The sequence below is a fragment of the Amycolatopsis melonis genome (assembly GCF_040064235.1).
GTDB classification, from domain to species: Bacteria; Actinomycetota; Actinomycetes; order Mycobacteriales; family Pseudonocardiaceae; genus Amycolatopsis; species Amycolatopsis melonis.
On sequence record NZ_JBDZYD010000014.1, the window covers coordinates 91,534 to 106,262 of the forward strand.

The 14,729-nt window shown below is 72.6% G+C and carries 8 protein-coding genes; 1 reads left to right on the plus strand and 7 read right to left on the minus strand.

Features of this window, described 5'->3' with window-relative positions; translation table 11 throughout:
• Positions 1–180: 180 nt before the first annotated feature.
• Positions 181–1,050: a LysR family transcriptional regulator gene (locus tag ABJI51_RS33520; RefSeq protein WP_348955092.1), complete on the minus strand. Its 870-nt coding sequence runs from the start codon at positions 1,048–1,050 to the stop codon at positions 181–183.
• A gap of 106 nt (positions 1,051–1,156) precedes the next feature.
• Here ABJI51_RS33520 and bla point away from each other — a divergent pair, with 106 nt between their 5' ends.
• Positions 1,157–2,050 carry a class A beta-lactamase gene (gene bla, locus ABJI51_RS33525; RefSeq protein WP_348955093.1) on the plus strand — a complete coding sequence of 298 codons (894 nt, stop codon included), beginning with the start codon at positions 1,157–1,159 and terminating at the stop codon, positions 2,048–2,050.
• Between the two features lie 224 nt (positions 2,051–2,274).
• Here bla and ABJI51_RS33530 read toward each other — a convergent pair whose 3' ends face one another.
• Genes ABJI51_RS33530 through ABJI51_RS33555 form a run of 6 tightly spaced genes read right to left on the minus strand, consistent with a single transcriptional unit; the run spans position 2,275 to position 14,719 of the window.
• Positions 2,275–2,889, minus strand: coding sequence for an NAD(P)H-dependent oxidoreductase (locus ABJI51_RS33530; RefSeq protein ID WP_348955094.1), 615 nt, complete (start codon positions 2,887–2,889; stop codon positions 2,275–2,277).
• Positions 2,886–3,821, minus strand: a complete 936-nt coding sequence (locus ABJI51_RS33535) for a TauD/TfdA family dioxygenase (RefSeq protein ID WP_348955095.1) — start codon at positions 3,819–3,821, stop codon at positions 2,886–2,888. Before ABJI51_RS33535 ends, ABJI51_RS33530 begins: the two co-directional genes overlap by 4 nt.
• Complete coding sequence (locus ABJI51_RS33540) at positions 3,818–5,080, minus strand: ATP-grasp domain-containing protein (protein ID WP_348955096.1); 1,263 nt, start codon at positions 5,078–5,080, stop codon at positions 3,818–3,820. Before ABJI51_RS33540 ends, ABJI51_RS33535 begins: the two co-directional genes overlap by 4 nt.
• Positions 5,077–6,339: an ATP-grasp domain-containing protein gene (locus tag ABJI51_RS33545; protein WP_348955097.1), complete on the minus strand. Its 1,263-nt coding sequence runs from the start codon at positions 6,337–6,339 to the stop codon at positions 5,077–5,079. The genes ABJI51_RS33540 and ABJI51_RS33545 overlap by 4 nt, the downstream gene beginning before the upstream one ends.
• Complete coding sequence (locus ABJI51_RS33550) at positions 6,336–11,735, minus strand: non-ribosomal peptide synthetase/MFS transporter (RefSeq protein ID WP_348955098.1); 5,400 nt, start codon at positions 11,733–11,735, stop codon at positions 6,336–6,338. Before ABJI51_RS33550 ends, ABJI51_RS33545 begins: the two co-directional genes overlap by 4 nt.
• On the minus strand, positions 11,732–14,719 hold the full coding sequence (locus ABJI51_RS33555; protein WP_348955099.1) for a non-ribosomal peptide synthetase: 2,988 nt from the start codon (positions 14,717–14,719) through the stop codon (positions 11,732–11,734). Before ABJI51_RS33555 ends, ABJI51_RS33550 begins: the two co-directional genes overlap by 4 nt.
• Between the last annotated feature and the right edge of the window lie 10 nt (positions 14,720–14,729).

A 14,729-nucleotide genomic window follows, 5' to 3' on the forward strand; every position in this document is an offset into this window, starting at 1 on the left:
GCCTACTCCCGAACACCGCGTGGTGGCCACCCACAGCACCCTCCGCCGACTCACCAACCCGCCCCCGCAGTTACCTGGCCACAGCCCGCGGCTCACAGCAGCCCCAGCGATCATGGCCCGCCCCGGCCGCCTCCCGCCGCTCGGCCCGACCTTGATCCCCCGCCACACGGGAGCCGCGGCTCACCGGCCCACCCCCAAGCAGCGGCCCACCGCGTCGCGCAGCACTGTCCGGAGCCGTTCGGCGTCCTCGCCGAGTGCCGCCGCCACACCATAACCGCGGGCCAGGTGCACTTCGCCCACCGGGCGCCAGTGCAGGCCCAGCTCCTCTGCCTGGGCCACCGAACACAACAGCAGGTCCGCCGACCCGAACACCTCCGCGGCCGCCGAGGTCAAAGACTCCGCGACCGCCACCTGGGCCGGCTGCAGGCCCACCGTGTCGCGGACCCGCAGGACCCGGTCGCGCACGTGCGGGACGTCGTCCTCCGGCTGGATCCACACCCGGCGCCGGGGGCCGGGCGCGCGGCCCGCGCGCAGCGTCTCCAGGTGGACCACCCGCCCCGGCGGGGACACCACCCCGGCCACGCCCAGCGGCACCGCCCAGACCCCGTCCTCCGGGGGCACCGCCGTGAGCGCCGCCCGGACTTCGCTCGTGCGGACCAGGGCCGCCCGCTCGCCCGGCGGGGCCGTGCGGAACTCCAGGTGCACCTCCGACGCGCGGGCTTCGGCCGCCAGTTCGGCCAGCTCGCGCACTCCGCACGTGTCCGGCACCGCCACGCGCATCGGCCGCAGGCGCGCGCGGTGGGCGTCGTGCTCCAGGGCCTCCGCGAGCTGGACCAGGCGTTTCGCCGACGGGAGCAGGTCACGGCCGAACGCCGTCAGCCGGGCCCGGCGGGTCGATCGGTCGAAGAGCGTTTCGCCGAAGTGCCGTTCGAGGGCCGCGATGCGCCGGCTCGCGACCGGCTGCGGGATGCGGGCGAGGGCCGCGCCCGCCGTGAAGCTTCCCGTCTCGCTCACGCACACGAACGCCCTGCAGCCGCCGACCAGGTCCATCACCCCACTTTATGCCGTTTTGGCATCGAACCGGTCGTTTCCGTCTTGGACAGCATGAGCGGAACCGGGCAAAACTGCGGATGTCGATCAAGAAAGGAACTCACCCGTGCCGTTCCCCCACGTCCGGCGGGCCGCGCTCGCCGCACTGGTCCTCGTCCCGCTCGCCGCCTGCGCCACCCCGGCACCGGCCCCCGCTCCGGCCCCGCAGACGTCCACCCAGGTCCGGCAACTCGACTTCGCCCCGCTCGAGCGCGACTTCGACGCCCGCCTCGGCGTGTACGCCGTCGACACCGGCTCCGGCCGCGAGATCACCCACCGCGCCGACGAGCGCTTCGGCTACGCCTCGACGCACAAGGCGTTCTCCGCTGCCGCCGTCCTCCAGCGGACCAGCATGGACGGGCTCAAGAAGGTCCTGACCTACACTCGCGCCGACGTGCAGGCGAACTCGCCGGTCGGCGAGAAGCACGTCGAGACGGGGCTCTCCCTGCGTGACGCGATCGACGCGGCCCTGCGCTACAGCGACAACACCGCGGCCAACCTGCTGTTCCGCGAACTCGGCGGCCCCGCCGGGCTCGCCGCCGCGCTGCGTGGAATCGGCGACACGACCACGCACGTCGACCGGATCGAGCCGGGCCTCAACGACCTGTCCCCCGGCGACGTCCGGGACACCAGCACGCCCCGGGCGATGGCCGCCGACCTGCGGGCGTTCGTCCTCGGCACGGCGCTGCCGCCGGAGCAGCGTGCTTTCCTCACCGACACGATGCGCGCCAACCTCACCGGCAACGCGGTGATCCGCGCGGGCACCCCGGCCGGCTGGACGGTCGCCGACAAGACGGGCACCGGCGAGTACGCGACCCGCAACGACATCGCGGTGGTCTGGCCGCCGGGGCGGGCACCGATCGTGCTGGTCGTGATGTCCGACCGCCGAACCGAGAACGCCAAGCACGACGACCGCCTGATCGCGCAGGCCGCGAAGCTCGTCCTCGACAGCTACCGCTGAGGCAGCGGACGCGGGCCGGGGCGGGACCGCGGGCCGAGCAATGCCGGGGCCTGCACGCCTGGGACGTCTCGAAGCGCCCGCGGACCGCACCGGCCTGGCCCTGAGCGAAGCAGCGCCGCAGCACCCGCGGGCCGGGGCCGGACCGGCAACAGGATCCGCCGGTCCGGCCGGGCAGAACGTCGCCGAAGCGGCCGCAACGCCCGCCGGACGGCTCGGTCAACCGGTCACCGACCGCCGAAAAGCCGCTCCACCTCCGCTTCGACCTCGCCGAGCCACTGAACGCGGCGGTCTGCCGACGCGTCCGCCACCACCCGCAGCACCATCCGGTGCACCTCCGGCTCGCCGAGGTACGGCGCCAGGCAACGCCGCCAGATCGCGTCGAGTGGGTCGCCGAAGAGGGTTCGCTCGCGTTCCTCGGTGGTGTCCGATGTGTTCACCACCAGCAGCCGCCGCAGGGACAGCAGTGACTCCGGTGCGCCGCCGGCGTCGTCAAGGCGGTAAGCGACGCCCGGGACGAGGATCCGGTCGAGCCAGCCACTAAGAATCGCCGGGGGCTTGCCCCACCAGTTCGGGTGGACGGCGACCAGCCCGGCCGCCTCGCGTAGCTCCTCGCGGTGCCGCCGCACCAGTGGATCCGGTTCGGCCGCCAAGAATCCCCGGGCTCCGCTGGTGTACGCCTCGTCGGCGGTCAGTACCGGATCGAACCCCTCGGCGTACAGGTCGTGGAACCGCACGGGCACGCCGAGCCGGTCCAATGCACCGCGAACGCGTTCGGCGAGTGCGTGGTTGAGGCTGCCCGGCCGCGGGTGCGCGAGCAGCACGACCACCGGTCCGGTCATCCCGTCATGGCCACGAGGATGCGCCGCTTGCCGGTGAAGGGTTCGCGGCCGTGGGCCATCAGCATGTTGTTGATCACCATGATATCACCGGCCTGCCACGGGAACGCGTAGCTCACCTCGTCGTAGACCTCGCGGATCTTCTCCAGGTCGTTGAGCGGGATCGGGCTGCCGTCGGCGAAGTAGGCGTTGCGCGGCAGGTCCGCTTCCGGGTACAGCTCCAGCAGCGCCTCGCTCACCTCCTCGCCGAGGCTGGACACGTGGAACAGGTTGGCCTGGTTGAACCACACGGTTTCGCCCGTGTGCGGCTCCTCCACAAAGGACGGACGGACGTGCCGCGTGCGCAGTCCCTCGTCCGTCCACTCGAACGTCTGGCCGTTGCGTGCGCAGTAGTCTTCGACGACGGCGCGGTCCTCGGTCTGGAACGCCTCCTGCCAGGTCAGCCCGAGCCCTTCGCGGAACGCCCGCGTGTAGGTGACGCCGCCGGCGAACCGCTCGCGCAGGTCCTCCGGCAGCCGCCGGAACATCGCGCGGCTGTCCGCGATCGGTGTCGCGCCCCCGGTTTCCGCGGCGGTGTCGCAGAGGAAGAACAGCCGGGACGGCCAGCTCGCCGAGTAGGAGTTCTCGTTGTGCATCGGGATCGACTCGGCGGGCGGGTACTCCGTCGAGGTGTAGATGTTGCCCGCGACCGCCGAGCGCGGCGTCGACCGCTCGGTGTAGGTGAGCAGCGCGCCGCCGATCGTCTCGGTGACGCGGTTGAACAGGTCCAGGTCCACCGGCAGGCCGCGCAGCAGGAACGCGCCGTGGTCGCGCAGGTGCTGCTGCAGCTGGGGCAGGTGTTCCTCCACCCAGGTGAAATCGGTGGCCGGGTAGACGGCGATGCTGGTGTGCTCGTTGCCTTCGAGCTGCCGCAGCGGCGCGAGATCGGCAGTCATGACTCCTCCAGTTCGAATCGGACCAGCTTGGTGGCCTCGGCGTGCAGTGCGGCCAGGTCGTCGGCGTCGGCGAACCCGGCGGCGAGGACGTTGACGGCGTAGATCTCCTGATCGTCGGTGAGCAGCTGGCCCGGTGAGACGATCGTGACGACTTCGAGGACCTCGGGCAGGTCCGCGACTTCGTCGGTGCCGTCGACGCGCACCAGCCGCCCGCGGCCTTCGGCGTAGACGACCAGGTAGCCGACCGGCACGGGCAGGCCGGTGCCCCGGGCGGGCGGCGGGGTGCCCAGGGCGAGGGAGACGGCTTCGGCGGTGACGTCGATGCCGGTGGCGAGCTTGAGCAGGGCGGGCTGGGCGCCGCCGGCGGTGCGGCCGGCGTTCACCTCGACGATCACCGGCCCGAGTGCGACGTCGTCGATGATCTCGACGTGCGCGCACGTGTTGTCCAGTCCCAGTGCCAGCACCGCGGCGGACGCGGCGGCCCGGATCGCCGCCTCGTGTTCCCCGTCCAGCCCGAACGGCGGGACGACCATGCCCAGCTCGAACTTCCGCTCGTCGATGAGCGGCTTGCCGACCACGGCGACGGTCTCGGCGGCACCGTCGCGGACGAGCACGTCGATCGCGTACTCCGGCCCCTGCAGCAGGCTTTCGACGAGGAAGACCCGCAGCGGGTCGATCGGCCCGGGCAGCGGACGATGGTACCGCGGGTCGGCATTCTCCGGGAGCCGGGTGGCCAGCAGATGGTAGGCCGCGACCAGTTCGTCCACTGTGGACACCGTGCGGACGAGGGTGCTCGCCGCGCCGTTGACCGGCTTGACGATCGCGGGCAGGCCGACCTCCGCGGCGATCCGCGGGGCGTCGGCCGGATCGGCGAACAACGCGGCGCGCGGGCCGGGGAGTCCCGCTTCGGCGAGGGCCTGCCGGACGGCGAACTTGTTCTGCGTCACGGTGAACACCCCGGCCGGGCACCGGCCGACGCCGAGCAGCTCGGCGATCCGGGCGGTGCTCGCGACGATCCCTTCCGCCGCGGTGAGCACTCCGGCCGGTTCGCGGTCCCGCAGCACTCCGGCGACGGCCTCGGCGTCCCGGGCGTCGTCGACGACGACGAATCCGTCGACGAGGGGTGCCAGCTCGGCGCGTTCGGCCTCGTCGAGAGGCTCGGTGACCAGCTCGGCCCGCAGCCCCGCGGCCCGGACGGCGGCCGCGAAGTCCCGGATCCAGTGTCCGCGGGTCTCCCGGACGAGGAACGCGGTCTTCATGCGACCTCCAGGCGGATCAGCTTGCTCGCTTCGGCGTGCAGGGCGGCCAGGTCTTCGTGATCGGCAAAGCCCGCGACGACCAGGTTGACCGCATACGTCTCCTGGTCGTCGGTGAGCACCTGGCCGGGCGAGACCGTCGTGACGACATCGATCACCTCCGGCAGCTCGGCGACCTCGTCGAGGCCGCCGATGGCGGTCAGCGTGCCCGAGCCGGAGGCGTACAGGATCAGCATGGCCAGCGGGATCGGCAGCTTCGCCGGTTCCCGCTCGGGCCGCGGCGCGCCCAGTGCCAGGGCGGTCAGCTCGGCGAACACGTCGATGCCGGTGCGCAGCCTGGCCAGCAGCGGCATGATCGACCCCGCCGGGCGGCCCGCGTTGACCTCGACGATCGTCGGACCGCGCTGCTCGTCGTCGATCACCTCGACGTGCGCGACCGTGTTGTCCAGCCCCAGTGCCAGGACTGCCGAGGACGCCGCCGACGCGACCAGCGACGCCCGCTCCGGCGGCAGCCCGGCCGGCGGGCAGGACAGTGCCAGCTCGAACTTGCGCTCGTCGATCAGCGGCTTGTCGAGGATCTCGACCGGCTCGGCGACGCCGTCGCGGATCAGCACGTCCACCGCATACTCGGGGCCACGCAGGAATCCCTCGACGAGGAACGTCGTCGCCGGATCCAGTGTCCCCAGTGGACGGCGGTAACGCGGGTCCGGCGACTCGGGCAGGCGCGCGGCCAGCAGCTCGTACGCCGCGGCCAGCTCCTCCACAGTGGACACGACACGCACGAGGTTGCTCCCGGCCCCGTTGACCGGCTTGACGATCGCCGGGAGCCCGACCCGTCCGGCCACCTCGGTGGCTTCCGCGGCCGAGGAGATCAGTGCGAACGCCGGCCCCGGCAGCCCGGCCGCGGCCAGGGCTTCCCGGACAGCGAACTTGTTCGCGCACAAGGCGAACACCGACGCCGGGCACCGGGCGACGCCGAGCAGCTCGGCGACGCGGGCGGTGCTCGCGATGGCGCCGTCCGACCCCGTCACCACGGCGGCGGGCGGCCCGAACGCCGAGCGGATCGTCGCGGCGACGGCTTCGGCGTCGTAGACGTCGGCGACGGCCACGATCTCGTCGACGACCGTGGCGAGCGACGCGCGCTCGGCCGCGTCCACCGGCGGCGCGAGCAGCACCGGCCGATGGCCGAGGGCCCGCACCGCGGCGGCGACCTCGCCGACCCAGTGCCCGCGGGCCTCCCTGATCAGCACCACGACACTCACACGACCTCCTTCCCGGCGAGCCTGCGCTCCCGTTCCTGTGCCCCGACCAGGTCGTCCGGCAGCGAGTCGGGCACTTCGGTGTCGAACCGGCGCAGCAGGCGGACGCTGAACCCGCCCGCGTTGATCAGCAAGAGAATCAGCGCGTAGACGACGTAGGCGAGCCCGACCCCGCGGCCTTCGCCGGTGCCGAGCACCGCGCCGACCGAGCCGGCCAGCGCCCCGCCGGGGGCGAGCAGCGGCGAGAACCAGCCGACGGCAAGGGGTGCCAGCACAGCGAACCCGATCGGCAGCGTCGACCAGGTGATCGTCTGGTTGATCGCGAACACCCGGCCGTGGAACCGCTGCGGCACCTTGACCTGCACCAGCGTCGCGTAGATGCCCTGCGACACCGCCATCGCCGCGGCCAGCAGGAACACGCCCGCGGCGACGACGGCCAGCGACGGCCGCAGCCCCATCACCAGGCTGCCGAGCGCGATGCCGACGTTGCCCGCGAGGACGCCGACCATCCGCCGCTTGCGCGGGCCGCCCCACAAGGCCATCCCGATGCCGCCTGCCACCGCGCCGATCGCCTCGGCCAGCGCGACCTGGGCGACGTCGGTGACCGTGCCGAACGACAGCACCAGCGGCGAGACGAGCACCAGCGCGGGCGCGAGGAAGACGTTGGCCAGCGCGAAGTACAGCAGCATCGTGCGGAAGCCGCGGTGGTTCCACGAGTACTTCAGCCCGCCCGCGATCGCCGTCAGCAGCGGCTCGCGCGGGCGCCAGCCGAGCAGGTCGGGGAACCGGACGAACAGCAGGCTGACGATGGCGAACACGTAACTGGCCATGTCGAGGACCAGGATGCCGGACAGCTGGATCGCGGCCAGCAGCCCGGCCGCGATCACCGGCATCAGCAGCTGCGCGAAGCCGTTGGACAGCTGCGCGAGCCCCATCGCGTGCCCGAGGTACTGCTTCGGCACCAGCTGCGCGACCGACGACTGGTAGGCGATGCGCTGCAGTGATCCGGCGACCGAGCCGAGCGGGATGAGCACGTAGACGAACCACAGCTGGAAGGTGCCGGCGGTCAGCAGCAGTGCGAGGGCGAGCTGGATGGCCCCGGCGACCGCGCTGGCGGCGATCATGATCCTGCGGCGGTCGCCGCGGTCGACCAGCGCGCCCGCCACCGGCAGCACCAGCACCCCGCAGAGCAGGGCCAGTGCCCACAGCAGGCCGAGGTCGGTGACCGAGCCGGTCTTGGTGTAGAGCCAGATCGGCACCGCGAACGACGTCAGCGCCGAGCCGGTCGAGGAGACCAGCTGGCCGACGGTGACCGTGACGAACCGGGCCATGCTCGGCTTGACCGCGGGCTTGTCGTCCACTGTGGATCGATGGGTGTCGTGCACCGCCCAGCCCGCGTCCTCGCCGCGGGCCGAGACGTGCAGCTCGCCGGGGTCGTCCAGCGCCGGATGGACGCGGGTGAGGATTTCGGCCAGCTCTTCGGCCCGGTAGCGGAGGAAGAAGTGCCCGGCCTGGTCCAGCACGACCAAAGCGGTCCGGTCGGTGAGGAACTCCCATTCGCGGTAGCGCTCGGCGTAGTAGTCGGTGACCGGGTCCTCCGATCCGACGACCGACACGATCGGCGCACGCAGCTTGGCGACGCGGGCGTCGAGCAGGCCGCTGAAGTACTCCTCGGCGGCACGGCTGTCGGCGCGCATGTTGCTGATGATCCGGTCGGCCTGTGCCGGGTCGAGGTCGTCGGTGTCGACGCCCATGCCCTTGAGCCAGTTCGCGTAGTACCGGTTGCTGCGCAGTTTCTCCAGCCGCGTCCGCAGCGTCCCGACCGCGCCCTTGATCCGCGCGAACGGGAAGATCGCTCCGATGTGGACGACCTCCAGCTCCCGGCCGCGTTCCTCCAGCCGCCGGGCCACACCGACGGCGAGGGCGTTGCCGACCCCGCAGTGGCCGTAGATGGCCAGTGGCCCGTCGATGCGCTCCAGGACCTCTTCGGCGAGCCGTTCGACCAGCTCGTCGAACGGCACGGCCTCTTCGGACAGGCCGACGTCGTGGCCCGGGATCGCCACGGAGAACAGCGAATACCCGCTCGGCAGCGCGTCGGCCAGCGGCTGGTAGACGATCGCGCTGCCGCCGCCGTAGGGGAAGCAGACGTAGGTCAGCGTCGGCTTCGCGACCGGCTTGGTCAGCTCGTACAGCAGGTGCCCGGAGTCGTCGCGCTCACCATCCAAAAAGGACGCCAGGTCACGGATCGTGCGGTGCTGGAACAGGTCCATCACCCCGGCCTGGTGGCCGGCCTTCGCGATCCGCGCCACCACCTGGGTGGCGAGCATCGAATGCCCGCCCAGGTCGAAGAAGTCGTCGTCGACGCCCAGCTCGCCGACCTTGAGCACGTCCCGCCAGATGTCCGCGAGCAGTACTTCCAGCGGGGTCGACGGCTCGACCAGCTCGGTGCTCGCGTCGCGCCCGGCGACCGGGGCGGGCAGGGCCTTGCGGTCGAGCTTGCCGTTCGGGGTCAGCGGCAGCTCGTCCAGGGTGACGAACGACGGCGGCACCATGTAGTCCGGCAGGGTCTGCTTCAACGCCGTCCGCAGCACGCCGGGATCGGCGTCGCCGACGACGTATCCGACGAGCCGCTTGTCCCCCGGCGTGTCCTCGCGGACCAGCACCGCGGCGTCGCGGACGCCGTCCTGCTCGCGCAGCGCGGTCTCGATCTCGCCGAGTTCGATGCGCAGGCCACGCAGCTTGACCTGGTGGTCCAGCCGCCCGAGGAAGCCCAGCGTCCCGTCCGGGCGCCAGAACGCGAGGTCGCCGGTGCGGTACATGCGGCCGCCGTGGAACGGGTCCGGGACGAACCGCTCGGCTGTCAGCTCCGGCCGGTTGTGGTACCCCAGCGCCAGGCCCACGCCCGCGATGTGCAGCTCGCCGGGCACCCCGACCGGGCACGGACTGCCCCGCCGGTCCAGGACGTAGATGCGGATGTTGCGGATCGGCGCGCCGATCGGCACGGACGCGACCTCGGCGAGGGCTTCGGGCGTGCAGTGCCAGGCGGTGACGTCGATCGCGGCCTCGGTCGGGCCGTAGAGGTTGTGCAGTGCGCAGTGCGGCAGCCGCCGGATGAACTCTCGCGCGGTGTCCAGCGGCAGCTCTTCGCCACTGCACACGACTCGCCGCAGCGCAGTCACCGATTCGATCCCGGGCTCGGCCAGGAACAGCGTCAGCATCGACGGCACGAAGTGCGCGGTCGTGATCCGCTCGGCCGCGAGGAGTTCCCGCAGGTAGGCGGCATCCTTGTGGCCGCCCGGTTCGGCCAGCACCAGCCGGGCCCCGGTCATCAGCGGCCAGAAGAACTCCCACACCGACACGTCGAAACTCGCCGGAGTCTTCTGCAGCACGCTGTCCGAACTGTCCAAACCGTACGCGCGCTGCATCCAGTCGAGGCGGTTGACGATGCCGCGGTGGCCGTTCGGCACGCCCTTCGGCCGCCCGGTCGAACCCGAGGTGTAGATGACGTACGCGGGATCGTCCGCGGTCGCCAGCGGTGGCACCGGCGTGTCCGGCCCGGTCAGCTCGTCGAGGACGACGACTTCCGCGTCCCCCGGCGGGAGCGTGTCACGCAGCGCCGCCTGCGTCAGCACGACCGGCGCGGCGGCGTCGTCGAGCATGAACGCGAGCCGGTCCGCCGGGTACTCCGGGTCCAGCGGCACGTATGCGCCCCCGGCCTTGAGCACCCCCAGCAGGCCGATCACCAGCTCGAACGAGCGGTTCGCGAACACCCCGACCAGCGTGCCCGGCCCGACGCCCAGGTCCCGCAGCCGGTGGGCGAGCCGGTTGGCCCGGCCGTCGAGTTCCCGGTAGGTCAGCGACGCACCGCGGAAGGTCAGCGCGGGCGCGTCCGGTGTGCGGGCCACCTGCGCCTCGACCAGCCCGTGCAGCGTGCCCGGCGGGATCTCGCCCGCCGTGTCGTTCCAGCGGTTCAGGACCAGGTCCCGCTGCTCGCCCAGCAGGTCCAGTTCGGACACCGGGCGCGCCGGGTCGGCGACGATCGAGCGCAGCAGCGCGACCAGCCGCCCGGCCATCCCGGCGACGGTCTCCGTGCCGAACAGCGCGGTGTTGTGCACGAATTTGCCGATCAGCCCGGTGGAGACCTCGATGGCGTGGAACTCGAAGTCGAACCGGGTCGAGGGCAGGTCCATCGGCAGCCAGCGGAAGTCCACTGCGGACTCCCCCGCCGCGGCCATCCGGCCCATCTCGTAGTTCTGCAGCACGAACATCGCCTGGAACACCGGCGAACGGCTGACGTCACGCGGCACGCCGAGGGCGTTGACCAGCCGCTCGAACGGGACGTCGGCGTGGTCGAAGGCGTCGAGCACGTGCCGCCGGGTCCGCTCCAGCAGCTCGGTGAACGTCGGGTCGCCGCCGAGCTGGGCCCGCAGCGGCAGCATGTTGACGAACATGCCGACCACGCCTTCCAGCTCGGGCAGCCCGCGCCCGGCCGAGGACGACCCGACGGCGAAGTCCTCCTGCCCGGAGTACCGCGACAGCAGGACCTGGTAGGCGGCCAGCAGCGTCATGAACAGCGTGACGCCGTGCTTGCGGCTCAGCTCGCCCAGTGCCCGGGCGAGGTCCTGCTCGACGAAGAACTCGTGGATCGCGCCGTCGAACGTCTGGGTCGCCGGCCGCGGCCGGTCGGTGGGCAGCTCCAGCGGCTCGACGCCGCGGAGGGTGTCCTGCCAGTGGCCGAGCTGCCGGTCCAGTTCGGTGCCGGTGAGCGTCCGCCGCTGCCAGTGCGCGAAGTCGCCGTAGCCGATGGACAACGCAGGCAGCGCCTCGGCCGTGCCGTGGTAGTGCGCCGCGAGGTCGCGCAACAGCAGGTCGACCGACCAGCCGTCGCCGACGATGTGGTGCGTGCACACGGCAAGGAGGTGTTCCCCGTCGGAGATCCGGGCCAGGGTGGCCCGCAGCAGCGGCCCGGTGGCCAGGTCGAACGGCTCGGCCGCGGCGGCGTCGACCACCGCGCGGGCCGCGTCCTCGTCCGCCACGTCCACTATGGACAGCGGAACCCGCACCACCGGTTCGATGTGGACGGACGGCTGCCCGTCCTCCCCGGCCGGGAACCGCATCCGCAGGGCCTCGTGCCGGGCCGGGAGCGCGTCCAGAGCGGACTGGAGGACGCCGACGTCCAGCCGCCCGGTGAGCCGGACCGGCACCGGGATGTTGTACGACGTCGTGCCGGGAGCGAACTGCTCCATGAACCAGACGCGTTCCTGCTGGTAGGACAGCGGGACGGGGTCGCCGTCCGGCCGCCGGGTGATGGTCGCGGCCGGTTCGGCGCGCCGCCGCAGCCGCCGTTCCAGCAGCGCGCGGCGCGCGGCCGCGCTGCTGGTTTCGTCGATCGTGGTCACGCCTGCTCACCTTCGGCCAGCTGGGCCTGCACCTCTTCGTCGCTGAGCTGGTCGAGGTCCTCGGCCAGCCGTCGTTCGACCTCGGCGGCAAGGCCCGCCACCGTGGTGAACGAGAACAGGCCGCGGACCGGCAGGTCGACGCCGACCTGCTTGCGGATCCGGGCCATCGCGCGGATCGCCAGCAGCGAGTTGCCGCCGCTGGCGAAGAAGTCGTCGTGAACGCCGAGCTTCTCGATGCCCAGCAGCTCGCCCAGGACCTCGGCGACCAGCTCTTCGGCCGCGGTGCTCGGGGCCACGTACTCCGTGCCGCCGCCGAGCTGCGGGTCGGGCAGGGCGGCCCGGTCGAGCTTCCCGCTCGCCGCCACCGGCAACGCGTCCAGCGTGACGAACACCGTCGGCACCAGGTACTCCGGCAGGACGGCCCGCAGGGCTTCGCCCGCGCCGTCGGCGTTCCCGACGACGTACCCGACGAGGGTGTCTTCCCGGACGGCCACCGCGGCGTCCCGGATCTGCGGCAGCTCCCGCAGTGCGGCTTCGACCTCGCCGGGTTCGATGCGGTAGCCGCGCAGCTTGACCTGCTCGTCGGTCCGGCCGAGGTACTCGAGGACGCCGTCGCGGCGCCAGCGGACGAGGTCGCCGGTGGCGTACATCCGCCCGTGCGGGCCCTCGGGGAAGCGTTCCGCGGTCAGCTCGGGCAGCCCGAGATAGCCGTGGGCGAGCTGCGCCCCGGCGAGGTACAGCTGGCCGGCCACCCCCGGCGGGACCGGCCGCAGCCGCTCGTCGAGCACGAACACCCGGGTGCCGGGCGTGGGACGGCCGATCGGCACCGGCCCGGCGACCGGGCCGTCGACCCGGTGGATCACGCAGCCGACGGCCGCCTCGGTGGGGCCGTACTCGTTGGTGACGGCGATCCCGGAGAACGGCCGCAGCACCTCGCCCATCAGGGCCTCGCCGCCGAGCACCAGGTCACCGGCCGGGTACGACTCCTCCGGCTGCACGGCCAGATGCGTCGGCGTCGCCTTGACGAAGTCGGGACGGCCGTTGTCCACAATGGATCCACCGGCGGTGAGCGGGCCGAGCAGCGTCGTCACCGTCAGGTCGAACGACGGCGAGGTGTGCAGCAGGGCCCGGCCGCCCAGGCTCGGGTACGTCTCGCGCGCCCAGCCCAGGTAGGTGGCCAGCGCCCGGTGCCCGACCTGCACGCCCTTCGGCCGTCCGGTCGAGCCGGAGGTGTAGATGACGTAGGCGACATCGTCCGGGCCCGCGGCGGCTTCCGGGTTGTCCGCGGAAGCCCCGGCCCACACGGCCGGGTCGTCGAGCGCCAGCGTCTCGACGCCGGGCACGGCCTCCCCCGCGGTGAGGACCACGCGCGCGCCCGCGTCGCCGAGGATCAGGGCCTGCCGCTGCGCGGGGTTGGCCGGGTCCAGCGGGACGTAGGCCGCGCCGCTCTTCAGCGCGCCGAGGATGCCGACGACCAGCTCCGCGGAGTTCGGCGCGCAGACCCCGACCACACCTCCGGCGCCGAGCCGGTGCGCGACCCGGTTGGCCCGGGCGTTCAGCTCGGCGTAGGTGAGCCGGACGCCGCCGAGGTCGACGGCGAGGGCGTCGGGTGTCGCCCGCACCTGCTGTTCGAAGCACGCCACGACGAGCGGGTAGTCCTCAGTGGACGAACCACTCCACTCTTCCACCTGACGGCGTTCGGCGTCCGACAGCAGCGGCAGGTCGGCGACCGCGACCTCCGGGTCGGCGGCCGCGGCCACCAGCAGCCGCAGGAACCGGTCCACCATGGACTCCGCGGTGCCCCGGTCGAACAGGTCGGTGCGGTACAGCAGCCGCCCGCCGGTCGTGGTCAGGTCGATGGCGACGTCGTCCTTGGCCGTGGCGTAGCGGACCGGCTCGATGCCGGAGTCCGGGATGAAGTTGAACCCGATCTGGTAGAGCGCCTGCACCGCGGGGTCGCGTTCCGGCCGCACCGCGTCGGCGACCAGCTGGAACGGCACCCGGCCGTGCTCGATCGCGTCCAGCACGGCGGTCCGGACCCGGCGCACCAGCTCGGCGAACGACGGGTCACCACCGCAGTCGACGCGGATGGCCAGCTGGTTGACGAACATGCCGATCAGCGGCGCCAGTTCCGGCAGGTCGCGCCCGGCGACCGGGACGCCGACCACGATGTCGTCGGAACCGGACAGCCGCGACAGCAGTGCGGTGTAGCCCGCCAGCAGCACCATGAACGGCGACGCCGACAGCTCACGGCCGACTTCGCCGACGCGGTCCAGGAGCCCCTCGGGCAGGGTGAAGTCGACCTGGTCGCCGCCGAACCCGAACTCCGCTGGCCGCGGCCGGTCGGTGGGCAGGCTGTGCACCGGCGGGAGCCCGGCGAGCCGGTCCCGCCAGTAGTCCAGCTGGGCGCGCACCACCGGCAGCTGCCCGCGTTGCCACGCCGAGTAGTCCGGGTACTGGATGGCCAGCTCGGGCAGCTTCGGCAGCCGTCCCTCCGCGGCGGCGTTGCACGCCTCGTTCAGCTCGTTCGCCAGCACCGGCACCGAGCCCGCGTCGAACACCGTGTGGTGCACGACGAAGGTCAGCAGCCAGTCGGCGTCGCCGAGCCGGCACAGCTGGGCCCGCCACGGCGGCGCCGTGTCCAGCGGAATCGGACGGCGGGCGATCGCCTCGGCCAGTTCGACGGCCTTCGCCTCACGGTCCGGGTCGGCGCGCAGGTCGTGCACCTCGGGCTCGATCGGCACCTCGGCGTGCACCACCTGGAGGAGTTCGCCGCCTTCCATCCGGAACGCGGTGCGCAGCACCTCGTGCCGCCCGACGACCACGCCGAGCGCGGCCCGCCACTGTCCTTCGGTGAGCGGCAGGTCCTGCCGTACCTGGCAGGGCAGGTTGTACACCGGCGACGCCGGGTCGAGCTGGTTGGACAGCCAGATCCGCTCCTGCCCGAACGAGGCCGGGAACGTCCATTCCTTCGTGTCGGTCATGGTCTCCTGC

What these genes read in the sequence shown, in the direction of transcription:
- ABJI51_RS33530 (WP_348955094.1), bottom strand. Translation starts at nt 2,889, where the DNA reads ATGACCGGACCGGTGGTCGTGCTGCTCGCGCACCCGCGGCCGGGCAGC.
- ABJI51_RS33540 (WP_348955096.1), bottom strand. Translation starts at nt 5,080, where the DNA reads ATGAAGACCGCGTTCCTCGTCCGGGAGACCCGCGGACACTGGATCCGG.
- ABJI51_RS33520 (WP_348955092.1), bottom strand. Translation starts at nt 1,050, where the DNA reads ATGGACCTGGTCGGCGGCTGCAGGGCGTTCGTGTGCGTGAGCGAGACG.
- ABJI51_RS33555 (WP_348955099.1), bottom strand. Translation starts at nt 14,719, where the DNA reads ATGACCGACACGAAGGAATGGACGTTCCCGGCCTCGTTCGGGCAGGAG.
- ABJI51_RS33535 (WP_348955095.1), bottom strand. Translation starts at nt 3,821, where the DNA reads ATGACTGCCGATCTCGCGCCGCTGCGGCAGCTCGAAGGCAACGAGCAC.